This is a genomic window from Roseburia sp. AF25-13LB, assembly GCF_003478915.1.
Classification (GTDB): domain Bacteria; phylum Bacillota; class Clostridia; order Lachnospirales; family Lachnospiraceae; genus Roseburia_C; species Roseburia_C amylophila.
The window spans coordinates 166,774-188,192 of sequence record NZ_QUFO01000005.1 but is presented as its reverse complement, the minus strand read 5'-3'; the positions used below and the strand labels follow the sequence as shown (position 1 = coordinate 188,192).

Annotated in this window: 19 protein-coding genes; 1 reads left to right on the top strand and 18 read right to left on the bottom strand. The window is 40.8% G+C overall.

All coding sequences use genetic code 11. The features are described from left to right. Positions 1-36: 36 nt before the first annotated feature. Entirely contained in the window at positions 37-543 is a 507-nt protein-coding gene (locus DWY37_RS09330; protein WP_117698175.1) for a flavin reductase, read from the top strand. A gap of 176 nt (positions 544-719) precedes the next feature. Here the strand turns inward: DWY37_RS09330 and DWY37_RS09325 are convergent, their stop codons facing one another. The 18 genes from DWY37_RS09325 to DWY37_RS09240 form a co-directional block, all read right to left on the bottom strand. Continuing rightward, complete coding sequence (locus DWY37_RS09325; protein ID WP_117698176.1) at positions 720-1,376, bottom strand: FadR/GntR family transcriptional regulator; 657 nt, start codon at positions 1,374-1,376, stop codon at positions 720-722. A gap of 46 nt (positions 1,377-1,422) precedes the next feature. Then, entirely contained in the window at positions 1,423-2,115 is a 693-nt protein-coding gene (locus tag DWY37_RS09320; RefSeq protein WP_117698177.1) for an LrgB family protein, read from the bottom strand. Further along, positions 2,108-2,473 carry a CidA/LrgA family protein gene (locus DWY37_RS09315; protein WP_117698178.1) on the bottom strand — a complete coding sequence of 122 codons (366 nt, stop codon included), beginning with the start codon at positions 2,471-2,473 and terminating at the stop codon, positions 2,108-2,110. Before DWY37_RS09315 ends, DWY37_RS09320 begins: the two co-directional genes overlap by 8 nt. An 83-nt stretch (positions 2,474-2,556) precedes the next feature. Further along, a complete protein-coding gene (gene pdaA, locus DWY37_RS09310; RefSeq protein ID WP_117698179.1) occupies positions 2,557-3,387 on the bottom strand; it encodes a delta-lactam-biosynthetic de-N-acetylase in 831 nt (276 codons plus the stop codon). 80 nt (positions 3,388-3,467) lie between these two features. After that, positions 3,468-4,775, bottom strand: coding sequence for an O-acetylhomoserine aminocarboxypropyltransferase/cysteine synthase family protein (locus DWY37_RS09305; protein WP_022242480.1), 1,308 nt, complete (start codon positions 4,773-4,775; stop codon positions 3,468-3,470). Positions 4,776-4,849: 74 nt separating this feature from the next. Next, a complete protein-coding gene (gene cysK / locus DWY37_RS09300) occupies positions 4,850-5,782 on the bottom strand; it encodes a cysteine synthase A (protein ID WP_117698180.1) in 933 nt (310 codons plus the stop codon). Between the two features lie 154 nt (positions 5,783-5,936). Beyond that, the gene (locus DWY37_RS09295; RefSeq protein ID WP_117698181.1) at positions 5,937-6,371 is read right to left on the bottom strand and encodes an RrF2 family transcriptional regulator; all 435 of its coding nucleotides are present in this window, start codon (positions 6,369-6,371) and stop codon (positions 5,937-5,939) included. A gap of 78 nt (positions 6,372-6,449) precedes the next feature. Then, complete coding sequence (gene nifU, locus DWY37_RS09290; RefSeq protein WP_022242477.1) at positions 6,450-6,887, bottom strand: Fe-S cluster assembly scaffold protein NifU; 438 nt, start codon at positions 6,885-6,887, stop codon at positions 6,450-6,452. A gap of 24 nt (positions 6,888-6,911) precedes the next feature. Continuing rightward, positions 6,912-8,090, bottom strand: coding sequence for a cysteine desulfurase NifS (gene nifS / locus DWY37_RS09285; protein ID WP_117698182.1), 1,179 nt, complete (start codon positions 8,088-8,090; stop codon positions 6,912-6,914). A gap of 254 nt (positions 8,091-8,344) precedes the next feature. Continuing rightward, complete coding sequence (locus tag DWY37_RS09280) at positions 8,345-12,946, bottom strand: alpha-amylase family glycosyl hydrolase (protein WP_243092959.1); 4,602 nt, start codon at positions 12,944-12,946, stop codon at positions 8,345-8,347. 280 nt (positions 12,947-13,226) lie between these two features. Next, on the bottom strand, positions 13,227-14,297 hold the full coding sequence (locus DWY37_RS09275) for a PucR family transcriptional regulator (protein WP_118056871.1): 1,071 nt from the start codon (positions 14,295-14,297) through the stop codon (positions 13,227-13,229). Positions 14,298-14,536: 239 nt separating this feature from the next. Beyond that, positions 14,537-15,649: an ABC transporter ATP-binding protein gene (locus DWY37_RS09270; RefSeq protein ID WP_118541259.1), complete on the bottom strand. Its 1,113-nt coding sequence runs from the start codon at positions 15,647-15,649 to the stop codon at positions 14,537-14,539. Between the two features lie 229 nt (positions 15,650-15,878). Continuing rightward, a complete protein-coding gene (locus DWY37_RS09265) occupies positions 15,879-16,520 on the bottom strand; it encodes a phosphoribosyltransferase (RefSeq protein ID WP_022242471.1) in 642 nt (213 codons plus the stop codon). Between the two features lie 24 nt (positions 16,521-16,544). Further along, the gene (locus DWY37_RS09260; RefSeq protein WP_117698185.1) at positions 16,545-16,979 is read right to left on the bottom strand and encodes a dUTP diphosphatase; all 435 of its coding nucleotides are present in this window, start codon (positions 16,977-16,979) and stop codon (positions 16,545-16,547) included. Positions 16,980-17,001: 22 nt separating this feature from the next. Beyond that, positions 17,002-18,012: an NAD(P)H-dependent glycerol-3-phosphate dehydrogenase gene (locus DWY37_RS09255; protein ID WP_118087298.1), complete on the bottom strand. Its 1,011-nt coding sequence runs from the start codon at positions 18,010-18,012 to the stop codon at positions 17,002-17,004. A gap of 15 nt (positions 18,013-18,027) precedes the next feature. After that, a complete protein-coding gene (gene plsY, locus DWY37_RS09250; protein ID WP_022242468.1) occupies positions 18,028-18,684 on the bottom strand; it encodes a glycerol-3-phosphate 1-O-acyltransferase PlsY in 657 nt (218 codons plus the stop codon). A gap of 4 nt (positions 18,685-18,688) precedes the next feature. Next, positions 18,689-20,011: a ribosome biogenesis GTPase Der gene (gene der / locus DWY37_RS09245; RefSeq protein ID WP_118172754.1), complete on the bottom strand. Its 1,323-nt coding sequence runs from the start codon at positions 20,009-20,011 to the stop codon at positions 18,689-18,691. Beyond that, positions 20,004-21,332, bottom strand: coding sequence for a DUF512 domain-containing protein (locus DWY37_RS09240; RefSeq protein WP_022242466.1), 1,329 nt, complete (start codon positions 21,330-21,332; stop codon positions 20,004-20,006). Before DWY37_RS09240 ends, der begins: the two co-directional genes overlap by 8 nt. Positions 21,333-21,419: the final 87 nt, after the last annotated feature.

The following is a 21,419-nucleotide window of genomic DNA, read 5'->3' as shown; positions in this document are numbered from 1 at the left end:
TAAATGCATATTACGAATTTACTGGAGGGAAAAATAATGCATACTTTTCAACCATATCCAATTGACCTTATGGAAATGAATCCGTTTACTAAAATCGGCAAAGAATGGATGTTAATCACCGCAGGTGATGAGAAAAAAGCAAATACAATGACTGCAAGCTGGGGCGGTGTTGGTGTCCTTTGGGGCAAAAATGTTGTCTACATCTTTGTAAGAGATACACGCTATACCAAAGAATTTATTGATAATGGTGAGACATTTTCACTGACCTTTTTAGATGAGTCCAATAAAGGAGCTTTAAAATATCTTGGAGCGGTTTCCGGACGTGATGAAAATAAAATTGAGAATGCACGAATGCATCTTGATTACTGCAAGGACACACCCTATATTGACGAAGGAAATCTGGTATTTATCTGCCGCAAATTATCTGCCACAAAGATGACTCCGGACCAGTTTATTGATTCTTCTATCGAAAGCAGCTGGTATGCCGATGGCAACCTTCACACCATGTATGTGGGTGAAATCTTAGAAATACTTGCCCGCTAAGCTACCCGCGTAACCATGGGAAACACGCTTTGCAGGTTTCCAGCAGTTATCGCGGTGCTCGCCAAATCTGCATGCAAGCATGCGATTTTTCTCGCTACTCGCGTAAAAAGCCCGGCAGTGGTTCTTTTCAGACTTATCTAAAAGGAACCACTACCGGGCATTTTTTTACCATCATTTTACTTATGAATAATATCATAATGTGCCTGTACGGCAGCATCGATTTTTCTCTGGTCTCCCGTTTCGATTGCTTCTGCAATTTCTACATGAAGCTTCCACATTTTTTCAAATTTCTCGGCATCTGCATTTTCCCAGCCTTTTTTGATACTTTCCTTATAAATTTCAGAAAATACCTGCATAATCGTAATCATGAAGCGGTTGCCGGAACCTAATATTAATTTCTGATGAAACTCCCGGTCAATCTCATAACTTCTCTGCTGGTCAGCATTCTGCATAGATTCTGCCAGTGCTTTTAACTCCGCAATATCCTGTTTACCCATGTTTTTAGCCGCGAGAAGACCTATTGTGTATTCTAAAAGGCAGCGTGCCTCTGCAAGCTCATCCTTATCTACCTGCTGCAATAGCAGCATCATATTAATTACTTCTGAAAGGCTTTTTTCCATGTTGCAGCAAATATAATTGCCGGAGCCCTGCTGGCTTTCAATCAATCCGATATTCTCCATACTCTTTAATGCTTCCCGGATAGATGGACGTGACATACCAAGTGTTTCTGCCATTTCACGTTCTGTTGGCAGCTTGCTTCCTACCTGAAACTCCCCGCTCCGTATTCCATCTTTTACGAATGCCATTACTCTCTTATACTCTCTGTCCTTCATCTGAATCTCCTTTCATCCCTTGCAAAATTATTGTATCATAAATACATCAATAAAAATTAGCAAATACAGTTGCTGCTGCTACTGTCAGAAGTCCTGCTACTGCAATGGCAAGGCTGCTCATTGCTCCTTCTACTTCTCCCATTTCCATGGCCCGGGCGGTTCCGATTGCATGGGCGGAAGTACCGAGTGCCAGTCCTTTTGCCACCGGCTCTTCTATATGAAATACACGGCATACCACTTCTGCAATCATATTTCCCAAGACTCCGGTAATGATAATTACTGCCACCGTAATCGTTACGATTCCTCCAAGTTCTTCAGATACTCCCATTCCAATTGCTGTGGTAATGGATTTTGGCAGAAGGGTTACATATTCCTCATGATTCAGATGAAATATCACCGCAAAAAGAAGCACACTTCCCACACTTGCAATGACACCGGATATAATTCCTGCTACAATGGCACTTTTATGTTTTTTTAACAATTCCAGCTGCTCATACAACGGAACAGCAAGACATACCGTTGCCGGGGTTAAAAGATAGCTTAAATACTTTGCTCCTTCATAATAACTGTCATAGTCAATCTTGCCTACACTTAATACAACCATAACAAAAATAATAGAAATCAAAAGTGGATTAAACAGCGCCAGCTTTAATTTACGCTTTAACAGTGCTCCGATTTCATATCCAATGAGACTGATTACTACACCAAAGAAAAGGGTATCTCCTGCAAAATTATTCATTTTCTTCTTTCTCCCTTCCCTTTCGTATCACATTCTGTGTCACTCTTCCGGTCACGACCATAACAATAATCGTCGTAAGTACTGTAATGACAATCACCGGCACAATAGTCGGACGCAGAACGCTCCAGGAGTCCAGAAGTCCTACTGCTGCCGGAATAAACATCACCGGCATAATTTCAATTAAGAATATCGCAGTGTCCTTCACCTGTTCTATCTTAACGATACCCGTTACCAGAGCAAGCAGCATTAACACCAGTCCGTAAATGCTTGCAGGAACCGGTAATGGCAGCACCATATGCAGAATTTCTCCAGCAAAAGAAATTGCCAAAATTAAAAAAAACTGTCTAAAATACTTCATTTCTAAATCCTCCGATTGGTATTACCAATCAAAGAGTATAATACAAAAGAAGTAAAAAGACAAGTTTTATTTAAGAATTTTTTCTAAGAATTAGAACCAGCGATTAACTCATCCAGAGTACCAAAATGGTAGCCCATCTCTTCCCACTTTGTAATGAGTTCATCCAGGATTTCACCATTGGTCTTTGAAGTATTGTGTAGCAGCACTATAGCTCCCGGATGAATACGTCCGGTGAGTTTTTCAAAGGCCTCCTCTTTTGCCGGCTGATTATCCGGATCCCAGTCCACATAGGCAAGACTCCAGAAAAAAGTATAATAACCTAATTCTTTTGCCATTTTCAGATTTGACTCACTGTATTTTCCCTGCGGCGGCCGGTAAAATTTTACCATCTCCTTGTCTGTAATCTCTTCATAAAGTAACTTGACATCTTCAACTTCCTTTTGAAATGACGATACATCTGCAATTTCTGACATATCCGGATGATGATAAGTATGGTTTCCTACGGTATGACCTTCTTCCACCATTTTCCTTACCAGATCCGGACTGGTCTCTAAGAAATGCCCTACTACAAAGAAGGTTGCCTTTACATCATGCTTTTTCAATGCTTCCAGTATCTTCTCCGTATTTCCATTCTCATAGCCGCAGTCAAAGGTCAGGTAAATCACCTTATCATCGCCATTACCAATAAAATATGTATTATATTTCCGCAATTCTTCCGGTGTGGCATTTCCGGTTGGCTGTGTCCCCGATTCACCAAATCCAAGTCCCCAGTTCTCTGTTGTAGATGCCACTGCATTTACTCCCAGTAAGCCGCCATTCTGCCAGCTTTTTACCAGCACTGCGCTCCCACGGCCTGCACAAAATACCAATGCCAGCATTACCGCCACTGCCAGTATCCTTTTCCATTTTTTCATAAAAAAAGCCTCATATACTCTTTCTAAAGTATATGAGACTTCTTTTATCTCATGCTTTTCTTTTTAATTCTTTCTGGCATTTACTCTACTGCCTTGAATGCTTCCTCTAAGTCTTCAATAATATCGTCAATATTTTCTGTTCCGATAGAAAGGCGGATGGTATTCGGTTTGATTCCCTGCTCTTCTAATTCTTCTGCACTAAGCTGGGAATGCGTGGTTGATGCTGGATGAATCACCAGAGATTTTACATCTGCAACATTTGCCAGTAAGGAGAAGATTTCCAGATTGTCGATGAAATCTTTTGCCTTTCTGTCATCACCTTTGATTTCAAAGGTAAAAATAGAACCTCCACCGTTCGGGAAGTATTTCTTATATAATTCCTGCTGCTTTGGATCTGTACTTACTGCAGGATGATTTACACGCTCCACCTGTGGATGGTTATTTAAGAACTCTACTACCTTCAATGCATTCTGTACATGACGTTCTACTCTTAAGGATAACGTCTCTAATCCCTGTAAGAAGATAAATGCATGGAACGGAGATAAAGTTGCTCCTGTATCACGAAGTAAAATTGCACGAATCTTGGTTACAAATGCTGCCGGTCCTACTGCCTTGGTAAAACTGATGCCATGATAACTTGGGTTTGGCTCAGTTAAGGATGCAAATTTTCCACTTGCCTCCCAGTCAAATTTTCCGCTGTCTACAATAACTCCACCAATTGTTGTTCCGTGTCCACCAATGAATTTTGTTGCAGAATGTACCACGATGTCTGCGCCATACTCAATCGGACGAACCAGATAAGGTGTTGCAAAAGTGTTATCTACGACTAATGGAATCTTGTGTGCATGTGCTACTTTTGCGATGGCTTCAATATCAGCTACGTCTGAGTTAGGATTTCCTAATGTCTCAATATATAAAGCTTTTGTATTGTCTTTGATTGCTGCTTCAAATGCTTCCGGCTCCGGCTCAACGAAGGTTGTTGTAATGCCGTACTGTGGAAGTGTATGCTCCAACAGGTTATAAGAACCACCATAGATATTCTTTGCAGCTACAATATGGTCACCATTCTGTGCAAGATTTTCAATCGTATAAGTAATTGCTGCTGCTCCAGATGCTACTGCCAACGCTGCAACTCCACCCTCTAATGCTGCAATTCTCTTCTCAAATACATCTTCTGTCGGATTCGTAAGTCTTCCATAAATATTTCCTGCATCTGCAAGACCAAATCTTGCTTCCGCATGGTCGCTGTTGCGGAATACATAGGATGATGTCTGATAAATAGGGACTGCTCTTGCATCTGTCACCGGATCCGGATTTTCCTGTCCTACATGTAACTGTAAAGTTTCAAATTTTAAATTACGTTCTGCTCTGCTTTTCTTTGTGCTCATCTTCTTTTTCTCCGTTCTGTTATTTATTTCTGTCACTCTGATGTTACATCAGATTTTTTCTATTCTACTGCAAATTACTCTATAAATAAAGCTGTTGAATAATATCTGTCTCCATTGTCCGGTAATAAAGCTACAATTGTTTTTCCTTTATTTTCAGGTCTCTTTGCCAGTTCAATTGCTGCATAAGCTGCTGCTCCGGAAGAAATTCCTACTAATACGCCCTCTTTGTGTGCAATTTCTTTTGCCACACGGAAAGCATCTTCGTTCTCTACCGGAAATACCTCATCATATACTTTGGTGTTTAATACATCCGGTACGAATCCTGCACCGATACCCTGAATCTTATGTGCTCCACTCTTACCTTCGGATAATACCGGTGAAGATGCCGGCTCTACTGCTACAACTTTAACATCTGCTTTCTGCTCTTTTAAGTATTCACCAGTTCCTGTTACGGTTCCACCTGTACCAACTCCTGCTACGAAGATGTCTACTGCTCCGTCCGTATCTTTCCAGATTTCCGGTCCTGTTGTCTCTTTGTGTACTTTTGGATTTGCAGGGTTTACAAACTGTCCCGGGATAAAGCTGTTTGGAATCTCTTTTGCAAGTTCATCCGCTTTTGCAATTGCACCTTTCATTCCTTTGCTTGCTTCTGTCAGAACAATTTCTGCGCCGTAAGCCTTTAAGATGTTTCTACGTTCAACACTCATGGATTCCGGCATAGTAAGAATGATACGGTATCCCTTGGCTGCTGCGAGTGCTGCAAGACCAATTCCTGTATTTCCGGATGTCGGCTCGATAATAACAGAACCTTCTTTTAACTGTCCTTTTGCTTCTGCATCTTCAATCATTGCTTTTGCAATACGGTCCTTTACGCTTCCTGCCGGATTGAAATATTCGAGTTTGAAAAGTAATTTTGCTTCTAAGTTATATGCCTTTTCTAAATTAACTGCCTCGATTAATGGTGTATTTCCAATCAGTCCTAATGTTCCTTTATAAATGTTTGCCATGATGATAATCTCCTTTTCCCTAAATTCATATATTTCCTATCTGTTTGATATGGATTAAATATAATATAAAACGATGTGTACCAATTGTCAAGACTTTTTTCAAATAAATTATTTAAAATATTTTGTTTCATTGGTACACACCGACCTCGTCCATTTAAATGACATAATCGCTGCTGATATCCTGCTGCCATTCCATCAAATCCTCTAACGTATACTTGTCTACTACACTCTTAATCGCATCGTTTAATTCTTTCCAGATACGAAGTGTTACACATTCTGACTGACGCTCACAGGTGTTCACATCATCCTCAAGACACGATACCGGTGCAAGGCTTCCTTCTACCTGACGCAATATCATCCCTATTGTATATTCCTTCGGTGTCTTTGATAAACGATATCCTCCCTGTGGGCCTCTGATGCTCTTAACAAACCCTGCCCGTACCAGTGTAGAAATAATCTGTTCCAAGTATTTCATGGAAATATCCTGACGTTCCGCAACATCTTTAAGACGTACCGGTTCAACTTCATCATTCATTGCTATATCAAGAAGAAGTCGGACAGCATAACGTCCCTTTGTTGAAATCTTCATACTGTACCTCCATTTCTATTTGTCTATGGGTACAGTATATTCCTTTTTTCCTACTATGTCAATATGGATATGTTGTTTTTAATATTCTTCCTCTTCTTCACCCTCAGAGATGTCGTTCTTCGGCTTCTTTAAGCCTTCAATGACAATGCCATTCTTCTCAGCATAATCCCAAAGTGCAGCATGAATACCTTCTTCTGCCAGAAGGGAACAATGCACTTTAACCGGTGGAAGTCCGTCTAATGCTTCCATTACTGCTTTATTGGTTACAAGTAATGCTTCCTGTACGGTCTTTCCCTTTACCAGTTCTGTTGCCATACTGCTGGTTGCAACTGCAGCACCACAGCCAAAGGTCTTAAACTTACAGTCCTGAATCACACCATTATCATCAATATCAAGATAGATTCGCATGATATCACCGCATTTTGCATTTCCTACTGTTCCTACTCCGCTGGCATTTTCAATCTCCCCTACATTTCTCGGATTCTGAAAATGATCCATAACTTTTTCACTATACATAATCGTTACTCCTTTTCTTCTCTATTACTGCTGGTTCTTTACAAAATCTTCGTATAACGGTGACATGCTGCGTAAATGTGCAACAATCTCTTTGATTGCGTCTACCGTGGTGTCAATCTGCTCTTTGGTGGTATCTGCGCCTAAAGTCAGGCGGAGTGAGCCATGTGCAATCTCATGTGGCAGTCCAATTGCCAGCAATACATGAGACGGGTCTAAGGAACCGGAAGTACATGCTGAACCGGAGGATGCACAAATCCCCTTCATATCTAACATAATCAGCATGGATTCTCCCTCCACAAAACGGAAGCATGCATTGACATTATTGGCAAGACGATGCTCTCTGTCTCCATTGATTTTCACATATGGGATTTCCTTTTCAAAACGGGAAATCATATAATCTCTCAATTCTCTTTCTCTTGCAGTACGCTCTTCCATGGAAGCAAATGCCAACTCTGCAGCTTTACCGAAGCCTACGATTCCCGGTACATTTTCCGTTCCGGCTCTTCTCTTTCTCTCTTGTGCACCACCATGTACAAAGGAGCGGATTTTTACACCTTTTCTGATATAGAGGAAACCGATTCCCTTTGGTCCGTTTAATTTATGGCCACTGCTGCTTAACATATCAATATTCATTTCATCTACCTGGATTGGCTCCTGACCAAATGCCTGTACTGCATCAGTATGGAATAAAACTCCATGTGCCTTGGCAATTGAACCAATCTCTGCAATCGGCTCGATGGTACCGATTTCATTGTTGGCAAACATAATAGAAATCAGAATGGTATCCGGACGGATTGCAGCTTCTACATCTGCCGGATTGATACGTCCATTCTCATCCACATCAAGATAAGTTACCTCAAAGCCCTGTCTTTCCAACCATTCACAGGTATGAAGAATTGCATGATGCTCAATCTTACTGGTGATGATATGTTTTCCTTTTTCTTTATAAGCTTCTGCTGTTGCTTTCAGTGCCCAGTTATCAGATTCACTTCCACCTGCCGTAAAATATATTTCTTCCGGTTTCGCACCGATTCCTGCTGCAATAATATCTCTGGCCCTTGTTACTGCCTTACGGCTTTCCTCACCTAATGCATAAATGGTAGATGCATTTCCATAATACCGGGTAAAATAAGGAAGCATTGCCTCCACTACCCGCTCGTCCGTTCTTGTTGTTGCCGCATTGTCCAGATAGATTAATTCCATCGGTTTTCCTCCTTTATCAATTTGCTTTATCAGCTATTTTCGTCCTATTTCCAAGTAATTCAGTCGGAACTAAGAATAACACCTTAGGAATAGTATGTCAATCTTCTGTCCTGATTTATTCCTTTTGTACTTTTATTTATCCAAGAGGGTTAAAAGGGGAAAGGGCAGCTTTCGCTGCCCTTTCCATCTATCCTCTTATTTCAGACGATATACATTATAAAAACTAAACTCTCCTGTTTGCAGTTTTTCTCTGCTTAGACTCTTTTACGTCTTCTGTAAAGTACAACTACCGCTGCTCCTGCAACGAATAACAATACTACCATGCAGGCAATCGGAGTATTATCTCCTGTCTTAACCTGCTTCTCTGCTGTTACAACAGGTGTTGCATTCGGAGTTGTAGATGCTGCTGGTTTCATATCTGTATTGCTAAGTACAATAACATACTCAGATGCATGTGAGAATTTGAAATCAACGGTTCCGTCTGCATTTACCTTTACAGCCTGAACATATTCTAATGCTCCGGTCTTTTCATTATAATAGTAAAGGTTTGCATATTTTCCACTGTTCTCTGCACCAACGTTGACACGAAGTGTAGCATCAAATCCAAATGCTCCGTCATGTGCCAGTGAAAGTTCAATGGTCTTGTTGTCTCCAGCTAATGCTTTAATCTTATCAGCCGGAATGCTGCTCTTACCTACGGTTACACCGAGGTCTATTGCATCTTTTAATTTACTTACAATGTTCTTTCCGTTTACAATCCAGCTTACGTTGTCGTTCAGCTTGAAGGTAATGGTAATATCTTTTCCAATCATGCCATTGAATACTTCTGCCGGAACTTTTGTGGTATCTGGCATTGTAACATTAATCTTTGCTGTATCTCCCACAGCATCAATGGTATCAATTACTTCCTGGAAATCTTTACCCGGAACAGTAATGTCAAGATTAATCTTTTTATCTGCTCTCAGCACTACAGTACCGCCATCCTTTGCTGCCGGAATGGTAACTGTTACTGTCTTATCAGAAGAAACAGTATATGTTTTACCATCATAAAGATTTACAACTGCATTTCCTACATTTGCATTAACCGGAACTTTTACTTCTTTTGCGGTATCCTTGATATTCATACCAACATATAAGGTTGTTCCTCCATAAGATCTTGAAACTACATCATAGCCTTCCTCATCAGAACTTGCCACAACCTTTCTGCTTCCTCTTGCAAATACATCTGTGTATGCATTACGGATGCTCAGCAGATTCTTATAATGCTGATAAGTTACATTGTCCTCTGTTGCCAGAGAGAAATCCATGTCATATCTATTAGTCTGGTATGGATAATTATTTAATCCGCTTAAACCAACTTCTTCACCATAATAGATAACCGGAATACCCTTTGCAGTAAGCTGTAAGGTAGCTGCAACTAACGCTGCTGATGTTGCCTCATCCTCGGTATATCCTTTTCCTTTCATTAAGGCAGCCTTAAATCCATCTTCATCATGACTGCTTAAAAACTGACCGGTCATGTATGCGTTATTAAGTGCTGTATTTCTGGAAGAAAGGAAGCTTTCTACAGAAGAAATATTACCACTGACAAAGCTTGTTGCCTGGTCATTAAAATCAAAATCAAGGTCTGCATCCATCTGACCTGTACCTAAGGTACTACCATTTGACGCATATCCTGCGCCATAATATTCTCCAATCATCTTGAAGGATGGATTTACTTCTGTTGTAGAATTTTTAAGTGCTGCCCATGTTGTACTGTCAACATGCTTTACTGTATCTACACGGAAATAGTCAACACCATAATCCTTCATCCATGATGTCTGCCATTCTACTAATTTTGCCCTGACATCTGCTTTTTCTGTTGCAAAATCCGGCAAGCCAGACTGCCATGATTTAATATCGCCTTCACTGACGCTCTTATCCCTAAGCATATCAGCAAATGTTGATTCTGTACCATATCCAGCATGGTTTACAACAATATCAACCATAATACGCATGCCACGTTTATGTGCTTCGCTAATCATAGTTTCAAATTCTTCTGTTGTACCAAGTGTCGGATTCAATTTTGTAAAATCACTTGCCCAGTATCCATGGTATGCTGCATTATAAGGAACATCTTCTGAACCTTCATCTGTTACAGCTACACCTTTCACATTCTCTACTATTGGTGTAATCCAGATTGTATTTACACCTAAATCCTGTAAGTAATCTAACTTAGCTGTTACACCTGCAAAATCTCCACCATGATACAGTCCCGGATTGTCTCCATATGTATCTGCACCACTTGCTGTATTATTAGATTCATTACCATCAAAGAAACGGTCTGTCACCATAAAGTAGACAACAGATTCATCCCAGTCGAAATCATTTTTGTTTTCCTTCACACGGTCTGTAATTTCAACATCCACTGTAGTACTGAATTTATTACCGTACTGGTCTGTTACAGTAATTGGTAATGTCTTAATTCCTAATGTTGTATCTGTTGTAGCAGAAATGGTAACTGCCTGCAATTCCGGTTCAATCGGCATTGCATTGCTTCCGCCAAGGGAAGAAACATCGATACTAGCACTAGCTACTTCTAATGTTTTCGTATCTGAACTATCCTGTTCAACCTTAAACTTAACAACATCATTTTCGTTGTAGTTAAAGGATTTATTCATAACTTCTGCTGTAACTGTTGCATTTAATTTATAGTATTCAAAATATGAGTAATCTGCATTATTGTACTTTTCGCTGTTTGAATTGAATGCATCTACAGCATAAGTTCCATTTGCTTTGTAACGATAATGTGTTTTGCCATCTGTTAAACCACTCTTTACATACTCAAAACGCTTTGTTGTATCATTGTATGTCATTGGATACTCTGTTCCGTTTACGTCAACAGCTACAGTCATATCCTTTAAGGTGCCATCTACAAATGCTGCATCATCACGATAGTAGTATGATACCTGTTGTTTTTCTGCATCTACTTCATAGCCAACATTATATGGCATAGCAATTTCCGGCTCACCGCCGGCTTTCATGCTGGCATATATAACCTTCTGGTCAGAAGGGAATGTAACTGAATGGTCTCCACCATCTTTAATCCACGGATCAACTGTTGAATCTAATGCGATACAAAAATCAACCTTTGTACAGGATGGTTTTGCTGGAATTGTTATTGTCCATTTATCTCCACCTACGTATGTAAAATCGGTTAATGCTGAAGCATATCCTGATGACCATGTATAGAACTGTGGTGTAATTCCTTTTTCTTTTAATCCTGGATTCTCATAATCCAATACAAGGTATCTCTTTTCCATTGGTACGATTACAGGCTTCTCATGAACCGGATCTGAACCATCCACATAATATAATACCTCATTCTCATCACCGCTTATTGTAAAAGAACGGTCTGCGGTATCAGAGCCGCCATCCCATCCCTGTGTTATGTCATAACGTGCCTTTAATCCTACTGTTTTTCCCACATTACTGCCGGCAACTGTAATGGTCTTTTTAAACCATGTCACATTATTTGCAGCATCATATTCTTTTTCATCAAAAACATATGATCCATTTAATCCGGCATTCCACATCCACATATCAACTTTTCCCATGTCTGTGTCTGTTGATAAATCCTCATTGTAATAATACATTGTAAATGTGTGGTCTGGAACCGGTGCCTCCCAGCTGTCCGGTGCTGTTTTATATACGGTTGTATCACCACCAGCTTTGGTTCCGGTAACCCAGAGTTCAGTACTTGTTGATGTTACAGAGACATCAATATTATCCGTCTGTGCCCCACTGTTATTATTAAAAATGCAGCTGAAATTCTGTTTTACATCCTGTGTATATACTACATCATACCATCCGGAATGGTCAGCATTTTCTGAAATCTGTCCGCCCGGCCATTCTTTTCCAACACCTGCTCCTGTTGCAGAGGCATCTGCTCCCCACATATGATTGTAAATAGTACTTCCCATTCCTGATGCAAGATAATGAATGGTTGTTACATATTTCCAATCAGCAGGTTTTGTCTCTGACAAAGAACCATCAAACCAGTACTCTGCTTCTGCCTTTCCTTTTGTAGAAAGTGTTACTCCGTCTAACTGGTTTCCATGTCCATCATCATTTAAAATGAGATCATAATCTGTGCTGTTATCTAATGTCAGATGCATTGTATACCAGCCTTCATGACCTTCTGCTGCAGTCATGGTTTTTCCCGGCCATTCACCTGCCGGCTTATTGGTCTCATGATATATATATGCAGCAACATCATTGCCTAATGTGCTCTTATAATTAATTGTCAGATCACATTCTGTTGGTACAGACTCTGGAATCAATGTTTCATTCTTTGAAGAATCCTTATACCACTGATATTTTCCCTTATCATCCAATAAACAATAAATGCTTGTATCAGAAGTAAAAGTCTTAATCTGCTCAATTGCAGCTCCTTCTGTCTTTATCTCCGGTGCAGCCTTCTCAGTAGAACCTGCATCAACAAACTGAAAACCTGTCCACTCACTGCTCTGTACATCTACATAATAGAGTCCAGAACTTTCCTCATATGCAAGCTTTGGTTTTTCCTGATCCCCCCATTGTGAAATGGCGGCATTTCCTGCGCCAGCGTTATCTACCGTAGCACCGGCAGCCCAGACATTGACAACCGGTGTATTCCATGTACTTGGTTTGTCCAGGTACAACCGGATTGTCGGGCTCGCAGCATATGCAGTGGTTGCACCACCGATTGCCGGAACCATGGTCACAATCATAGCAAGTGCAAGTACCATACTAAAGATACGGCTTACAATGCCATGTTTTCTGCGAAAGCGTTCTTTTAACTTTCTCATCTTTCCCTCTCCTTTTCTTCGTTTCATTTTATATTTTCCTGCGATTACGTTTTCCCTTTGAATACGTTTTCGCAGTTTTTCGATAATTAATTATATTCTAATTTTTTTACTTTCGCTATCCGCAAATAAACTAAAAAAGAAATTCTTTTTTGTGCATTTTAACTAATTTCTGTCTTGAAGTGCATTTTTACAATTCATTTTATACAATTTTCGCATGATGTTTTTTTCGAAAAAAGGACAGCACCGATTGGTACTGTCCCATATAATTTACATAATTGAATTTTCATAGTTCTACAAAACCTGGCAGCTAATTCTGGTAATCCATATGTGCAATGACCATCATGGCAATCTTAAAAGTCATGGCATCCTCGAATTTGCGGATATCAAGTCCAATCATCTTTTCCAGGCGTTCTAAACGGTATACCAGAGTATTCCGGTGGATGTATAGCTGCCTTGCTGTTTCTGAAATATTCAGGCTGTTCTCAAAAAATTTCTGGATTGTCACCATCGTTTCATCATCTAAATCAATATTCCGCTCACCAAAAATCTCTTTGATAAACATTTCGCAAAGGCTCATCGGAAGCTGGTAAATCAGTCTGCCGATGCCAAGCTTTCCGTAGGAAATGGTTTCCTCTTCTACATTAAAGATTCTTCCTACTTCCAGTGCCATCTTGGCTTCCTGATAAGATTTGGCAATATCCTGCAGGGTATTTACCGTATTGCCATAACCCACGCGGACACGCACCATCGCTTCTGCATGCAGATTGTCTACAATTGTTTTCGCCAGATTCAGTGCTTCCTCTTCTGTTTTCAAATCTGTTGCATCCTTAATCAGGATAATGTTCTGCTCGTCTAACTCTGTCACAAAATCCCGGTTGCGGTCTGCAAAAAGATTCTTCACCATTTCTACAATAACAGAATCTTTTCTGCCATCTACTTCTATGACATAAACCAGACGCTTTGCCTGCTCAATATGCAACTTTTTTGCCTTATTATACATATCTACAACCAGCATATTGCCAAGAAGGATATTCTGCATAAAGTTGTTCTTATCCGACTGTTCCCGGTTGAAGGCAATCAGATTCCGAATCTGGCATACTGCAAGTCTTCCCACCATATATGCTTCATCATTAGTGGAGCGTGCCAGAAGAATATATTCCACTTCCTGTTCAGCAATTACTTTAAAGAAATGAAAGCCCGACAGCATCTGGCTTTCTGCCATGGATGCTGCAAAATTCACAACCTCTGCACACATATCTGTCTCAATCTGAAATGTTGCTGCAACCTGCTTCCCGTTTTCGTCATAAAGGGCAAGTCCGATTTTGGATATATCACTGATTTCTTCTAATGTTGTCTGTAGCTTATGATTTGAAAGCATTCTGCGCACTCCTTATTTATATATAATGTGAGAAAAGACTTTTACTGATGAACAAAGAATGTGCCTTGGCACATTCTCGTGCCTGCGGAGGTCGCTTGCGACATCTACCTTATACGCCGCAGTGCGCATCCTCGCGGAGCGTTTTTTACTTTACAGGAAAGCAATTTCCTGTAAAGTAAAAAACCCGGATGCATATAGCACCCGGGTTATTGCACTATATTCAGTTCGATTGTACCGAATTAGTTAGTAATTGTCAATTCAGTCTCTTTGTCGAATACATGAACCTTCTCAGGATCGATAGCAAGTTTGATATGGTCGCCTAAACGAGCCGGTGTTCTGGAATCAACCTTAGCTGTCATCTGAGCTCCTGCAGTTTCGAAGTATAATAATACTTCAGAACCAAGTAACTCATATCCGGTTACATCTGTCTCAATAATGCTGTCTTTAAAGGTTTCAATTGTAATCTGGGAATCATCGATATCTTCTGGTCTGACACCCATAACAACTGTCTTTCCGTTGTAGTTGCCTTCGATTAATTTCTTAGCTTTTGCTGGCGGTAATACAACAGTTGTATTGTCAAATGTAAGGGAAACTTTCTCTCCTTCAATATTACATTTAGCATCTACGAAGTTCATCTGTGGGGATCCGATGAATCCAGCTACAAATAAGTTATCTGGCTCATTGTATAATTTCTGTGGAGAATCAACCTGCATGATAACACCATCTTTTAATACAACGATTCTGGTTCCTAATGTCATAGCCTCTGTCTGGTCATGTGTTACATAGATGATTGTAGCACCTAATCTATGATGCAGAGCAGAAATCTCAGAACGCATCTGTACTCTTAATTTTGCATCCAGGTTGGATAACGGCTCGTCCATAAGGAATACCTTAGGATTACGAACGATTGCACGACCCATAGCAACACGCTGTCTCTGTCCACCGGAAAGAGCCTTTGGTTTACGGTCTAATAATTTCTCAAGGTCAAGGATCTTAGCTGCTTCTTCAACTTTCTTCTTGATTTCATCCTTCGGAACTTTTCTTAATTTTAATCCGAATGCCATATTGTCAAATACGGTCATATGTGGATACAGAGCGTAGTTCTGGAATACCATTGCGATATCTCTGTCTTTTGGTTCTACGTCGTTAACGAGTTTTCCGTCGATGTATAATTCTCCGGAAGAAATCTCCTCAAGACCTGCAATCATACGAAGTGTAGTAGATTTACCACATCCAGATGGTCCTACAAAGATGATGAATTCCTTATCTTCTACTTCAAGGTTGAAATCCTTAACAGCTTCAAAGCCGTTTGGATAAACTTTACAAATGTTTTTTAATGATAAACTTGCCATTGGTTTAACCTCCTAATGTTTTGTTCGTTTTTAACTGTCCTTATCATACAGGATATTGCGCACTTTGGCTATGCGAGGATTCCACAAAGATTTTTCTTTTTTTTGTATGTTCTGACTGATATTCTGTGCATTTTTTTATCTCTTCGTCAGAGTGACGAAAACCCATCTCTTTCTTGTACAATCCGACGAAAGAAATGGGTTTTCACTTTAGAAAATGTTTATCTTTTCTTTATAATTTAGAGTATCCGTAACCATTTACCATGGCCTCTAACTTCATGCCTTTTGCACAATACGGACAGTCATGCTGCTCATACGCCTGATAGCCCGGTACATCTTTCTCGGTAAAGAGACTTTCTACTCTGTGACCGTCTACTTCCTTAACAGTGGAGAAAATTGCTACTACATCTTCAATAATTCCACCGTAATACCGGATGCACTCTAAGCATCTTCTGATTGTCTCACCGGTTGTTGTTGTATCCAGCAAAAGCACGATATGTTTTCCGGTAATCATATTTTTGGTATTATCACGGAAAATCATCTGACCGCTGCTGTTCATCTCCGGAGAAATAACATAAATAGTCTCATGCAGATTGGTTGACATAAAATCTCCCTGTTCAAAACGCTCTGCTAAAAATCCGCCAATCATTTCTGTTCTGTCCATACATACAACGGTATCTACATAGGATGGATTACCGGTCTTCTGGTAAAGCACTTTTGCAGCTTCTTTTGCCTCTTTCACGCGGGCTTTCATACTGGTTACATCAATATAGTAATTGATGTGCGAATGACTGGTGGCAAAATGCCCCGGTATTGCATGTAATGCAAGATTGTTGTTTTCCTTTGAATAAAATTTGACCATACGTTCTTCCATTTGATTTACCCCCTGTTTGATAATTTACTGGATTCCGGTACTTCCGAAACCACCTCTGTCCTGGTTGCCCAGGCTTTCTACTTCTTCAAAATGAATCTGCGGCTGATTCTCTACAATACGGAACTGTGCGATACGGTCATTAACATGAATCACGGTATCACGCATTGCAATTGCAGGCAGTCTCCACATATCATTGTCTCCGCAGTAGGAACCGTCTACAATTCCGCAGCTGTTTGCCTGAATAATTCCGAAATTCTTATAAGTAGAACTTCTTGGCATAATGTGTGCTTCATATCCCTTTGGCAGCTCCATTGCCACACCAAGAGGAATCAGTTTAAATTCTCCTGCTTTCATTTCGACTTCTTCGGATGCACGAAGATCAATCCAGTCGGATTTGCCATCGATATATGTAAGCTTTTCGATTTTATCTGTAAAATATTTGATACGAATCTTTTCCATTCTGCTAAAAACTCCTTTTCTCCTACTGCCATTCCAGGTCGTCATGCTCTACTTTTTTATCTCTGAGCATCAGTTCTTTTACTGCTTCTTTCGCAGGTTTATCTTCAAACAATACTTCATTGACCTGTTCAATAATCGGCATATCTACATGATATTTCTTTGCTAAAGCAATTGCTGCTTTGGCAGAATAGACACCCTCAACTACCATCTTTACTTCATCCATTGCCTGCTGCATGGTATATCCCTGTCCCATCAGATATCCGGCACGACGGTTTCTGCTGTGCTTGCTGGCACAGGTTACGATTAAATCACCCATTCCGGTCAGTCCGCTTAAGGTCTCATATTTTGCTCCCATGGCAAGAGCAAGTCTTCCCATCTCGGAAATTCCACGGGTTATGAGTGCTGCCTTGGTATTATCTCCATAACCAAGTCCGTCTGCCATACCTGCTGCCAGCGCAATGACATTCTTTAAGGATGCTCCGATTTCCATACCCAGTACATCCGGGCTGGTATAGACGCGTAATACTTCACTCATAAAGGTATTCTGGACCAGCTCTGCTGTGGCGCGCTTCTTTGCTCCTGCTACCAGGCTGGTCGGGATTTCTTTTCCTACTTCTTCCGCATGGCTTGGTCCACACAAAACCGCCACCTCACATTGTGGAATCTCTTCCATAATGATTTCAGATAAAGTCATTAACGTATTCTCTTCAATTCCCTTTGCCACGCTGACAATAAGCTGTCCCTCTGCTACGAACGGGCTCATTGCTTTTGCTGTGCTTCTGGTAAATGGAGAAGGCACCGCTAAGACGAGCATGTCTTTTCCCTCAATTGCTTCTTTTAAATCTGTTGTAAACATAATATCATCCGGTAAAATAACGCCCGGAAGTTTTTCTGCCTGCTCATGCTTTTCCTTTAACATTTCAATTTCCGGTGCAAGTGCAGACCAGATTGTAATCTTATGACCGTTTTTATGTAATACCACCGATAAAGCAGTTCCCCAGCTTCCGGCTCCAATGATACTGATATCAGACATTTGTTTTTTCCTTTCCTATGCTTCCTGTTTCTTTGAATGGAAACTGAATTTGTTCTCGGTTCCCTTAAGAAGTCTTCCGATGTTGGCATGATGTAAAATGATTGCCAGTCCCGCCACAAAACCGAATACAATATATACCTCCGTCAGATACTGCTCCGGTACGGAAAGCAGTCCCATCTGTCCGAATACGATAATCTGTATTTCAAGACTGATTACACCAAGTATGGAACCCAGGGAAACATACCGTGTGATTGCTACCACGAGAATAAAAATTCCAAGGCTTATTGGCACTGCCAGCGGACAGAAGCCAATCAGAAGACCACCGGTACAGGCAATTCCCTTTCCGCCTTTAAATTTCATATAAGCCGGAAAATCATGGCCTAAGATGCAGCCCACACCAGCATAAAGCTCTAAGACCTTCACACTGTCCGGATAACGGTTCCGGAAAATGAGCCATACAATGACCATTGCCATAAATACCTTGCACACATCACCAATCAAGGTAAGAATGCCTGCCTTCACGCCGAGGTTACGCATGGTGTTGGTAGTTCCTACATTTCCACTGCCCACCTTACGTAAATCCACATTTTCTTTCTTTCCATATAAGAAGCCGGATAAAAACATACCGCATAAATATCCGATTCCTACTGATATTACACGTCCGAATAACATTTTATTAATCTTCCTTTCTTTCCCTTATAATGAATTTCAGGGAAGTACCCTTAAAGCCAAATGCTTCCCGAATCTTATTTTCCAGATATCTTGTATAGGAAAAATGCATCAGGTTCTTGTCATTTACAAAGATAACAAAAGTTGGCGGTTTTACCGCTGCCTGTGTAATATAATATAATTTTAAGCGTTTTCCCTTATCCGTTGGTGGCTGCTGCATGGCAACTGCCTCTGCCATAATCTCATTTAATACACCGGTTGCCACACGCATGCTGTTATTTTCAAGCACTACATCAATGGTCTCAAAAATCCTGCCGGTACGCTGTCCGGTCTTGGCTGAAATAAATAAAATCTCTGCATATGGCATGAAGCTTAAAATCTGACGGATTTTCTCTGTATGCTTGTAAATGGTCTTATCATCCTTTTCAATGGCATCCCATTTATTCACTGCAATGATAATTCCTTTGCCTCTTTCATGGGCAATTCCGGCAATCTTGGCATCCTGCTCCGTTACGCCTTCTGTAGCATCAATTACAATAATGACCACATCTGCACGTTCCACTGCTGTTACTGCCCGGATGATACTGTAACGCTCTAATTCTTCTTTAATCTTATTCTTTCTCCGGAGTCCTGCCGTATCAATAAATACATATTCTCTGCCATTATATTTTATATCGGTATCAATGGCATCTCTTGTAGTTCCGGCAATATCAGAAACAATCACACGGTTTTCACCCGTCAGCTTGTTAATCAGTGATGACTTACCTACGTTCGGCTTACCTACAATGGCAATGCGCGGTCTGTCATCTTCTGCTTCTTCTAACATTTCCTGGGTAAAATGCTTTGCCACTTCATCTAACAAATCACCGATTCCAAGTCTGGATGCTGCAGATACCGGAACCGGGTCACCAATTCCAAGATTATAAAATTCATAAACATCCGGCATATATTTCTTAAAATCATCTACTTTATTTACTGCAAGAATAACCGGTTTCCTGGAACGGCGCAGCATATCCGCTACTTTCTGGTCTGCATCTACAAGCCCCTGTCTTACATCCGTAATAAAAATAATGACATCTGCGGTATCAATGGCTATCTGTGCCTGCTCCCGCATCTGGGATAAAATAATATCTCCGCTGTCCGGCTCAATACCGCCGGTATCAATTAAGGTAAAGTTATAGTCAAGCCAGGATACTTCGGCATATATACGGTCACGGGTTACCCCCGGTGTATCCTGTACGATAGAAATTCTTTCACCTGCCAACACGTTAAAAAGTGTTGATTTTCCTACGTTTGGTCTGCCTACAATAGCTACTACTGGTTTACTCATTCTGTCTCCTTCCAAGGACTGCATTCAGCAAATCCTGCCCGCTTGATTTTACAATATCTGCCTGTACTTGTAAAGTTCTTTTCAGCTCCGTCAATGTGATGTCATCTAAGAAAACATCCTCTCCCATACGCAATACATTGCATGGCAGCAGTATCTCATCTCCCAAATCTTCGTCCTTAAGCTGTGCGATAATATCCTGTCCGGTCAGAAGTCCTGCAACGGTAATCCGTTCTCCGAAGAAATCGTTTCGGATCACGCGGACCCGTATCTTTACATTTGGAAACTTCTCCTTCATTTCTCCTGTCAGTTCCTCCAAAATCGGTCCTGCCAGCTTTCCGGTTACCAGCGTAACTGTCCTTTTCAGATTGGCATCACCTTTTTCTGCTGCAAGTGCCTCCCGGAATTCATCCCGCAGCAGTGTAATCATTCCCACACCATTTTCCAGCTGGATATACCCATCATAGTTTTCTGCAGACGGAAGAGGCTGCTCTGCCAGAAGATACCACTCGTCTCCTCCATGCACAAAGTGTGTACCGAAATGCTCCATGCAATAATCCTGCCAGCGGTGAATCTGCTCTAAGACTTTTCCTGCATCCTCTTTTTCAAAAGCTTCCAAAGGATATAAGCCCTCCCGGTATTTTGTCAGGCCGACCGGTACAATAGAAAGGCTCTGCATATTTGGAATGTATTCTGTCAGATCACGGATGGTCCGCTCTAACTCTTCGCCATCATTGACGCCCTTGCAGAGTACAACCTGTCCATTCATTTCAATTCCGGCATCTGATAAGCGTTTGATTTTCTTTAAGGCTTCTCCAGCGAAACGGTTGTGCAACATGGTACAGCGAAGCTTCGGATTCGTGGTATGCACCGACACATTAATCGGTCCAAGATTGTAGTATATGATACGTTCAATATCCTTATCCTTCATATTGGTCAGCGTTACATAATTCCCCTGTAAGAAGGAAAGTCTGGAGTCATCGTCTTTAAAATAAAGTGTCTCACGCATGCCCGGCGGCATCTGGTCAATAAAACAGAACATACACTTATTGGAACAGGATTTGTAATCGTCCATCAGCCCATTTTCAAATTCGATTCCAAGGTCTTCATCATAATCTTTTTCAATTTCCAGTTCCCACTCTTCGCCATTATTCTTTCTTACTACCACCAGAAGATACTCGTCCTCTGTCAGGAACTGGTAGTCAAATACATCTTCTATTTCTTTGCCATTAATGGAAATCAGTTCGTCTCCCGGCTCAAGCTCAAGCTCCATGGCAATACTGTCCGGTTTTACTCCACTGATGACATGTTTCTTTGTATGCATAAATTATTTTCTCAATCTTTCTATATTATAATACCTCTCTAGTTTACAATAAAAAGGGCAGAATAACAACAGTTATTCCACCCTTCC

Coding starts and splice junctions, on each gene's coding strand:
- DWY37_RS09330 (WP_117698175.1), top strand. CDS start 37: ATGCATACTTTTCAACCATATCCAATTGACCTTATGGAAATGAATCCG.
- DWY37_RS09325 (WP_117698176.1), bottom strand. CDS start 1,376: ATGAAGGACAGAGAGTATAAGAGAGTAATGGCATTCGTAAAAGATGGA.
- DWY37_RS09320 (WP_117698177.1), bottom strand. CDS start 2,115: ATGAATAATTTTGCAGGAGATACCCTTTTCTTTGGTGTAGTAATCAGT.
- DWY37_RS09315 (WP_117698178.1), bottom strand. CDS start 2,473: ATGAAGTATTTTAGACAGTTTTTTTTAATTTTGGCAATTTCTTTTGCT.
- pdaA (WP_117698179.1), bottom strand. CDS start 3,387: ATGAAAAAATGGAAAAGGATACTGGCAGTGGCGGTAATGCTGGCATTG.
- DWY37_RS09305 (WP_022242480.1), bottom strand. CDS start 4,775: ATGAGCACAAAGAAAAGCAGAGCAGAACGTAATTTAAAATTTGAAACT.
- cysK (WP_117698180.1), bottom strand. CDS start 5,782: ATGGCAAACATTTATAAAGGAACATTAGGACTGATTGGAAATACACCA.
- DWY37_RS09295 (WP_117698181.1), bottom strand. CDS start 6,371: ATGAAGATTTCAACAAAGGGACGTTATGCTGTCCGACTTCTTCTTGAT.
- nifU (WP_022242477.1), bottom strand. CDS start 6,887: ATGTATAGTGAAAAAGTTATGGATCATTTTCAGAATCCGAGAAATGTA.
- nifS (WP_117698182.1), bottom strand. CDS start 8,090: ATGGAATTAATCTATCTGGACAATGCGGCAACAACAAGAACGGACGAG.
- DWY37_RS09280 (WP_243092959.1), bottom strand. CDS start 12,946: ATGAAACGAAGAAAAGGAGAGGGAAAGATGAGAAAGTTAAAAGAACGC.
- DWY37_RS09275 (WP_118056871.1), bottom strand. CDS start 14,297: ATGCTTTCAAATCATAAGCTACAGACAACATTAGAAGAAATCAGTGAT.
- DWY37_RS09270 (WP_118541259.1), bottom strand. CDS start 15,649: ATGGCAAGTTTATCATTAAAAAACATTTGTAAAGTTTATCCAAACGGC.
- DWY37_RS09265 (WP_022242471.1), bottom strand. CDS start 16,520: ATGGAAGAACGTATGGTCAAATTTTATTCAAAGGAAAACAACAATCTT.
- DWY37_RS09260 (WP_117698185.1), bottom strand. CDS start 16,979: ATGGAAAAGATTCGTATCAAATATTTTACAGATAAAATCGAAAAGCTT.
- DWY37_RS09255 (WP_118087298.1), bottom strand. CDS start 18,012: ATGTCTGATATCAGTATCATTGGAGCCGGAAGCTGGGGAACTGCTTTA.
- plsY (WP_022242468.1), bottom strand. CDS start 18,684: ATGTTATTCGGACGTGTAATATCAGTAGGAATCGGATATTTATGCGGT.
- der (WP_118172754.1), bottom strand. CDS start 20,011: ATGAGTAAACCAGTAGTAGCTATTGTAGGCAGACCAAACGTAGGAAAA.
- DWY37_RS09240 (WP_022242466.1), bottom strand. CDS start 21,332: ATGCATACAAAGAAACATGTCATCAGTGGAGTAAAACCGGACAGTATT.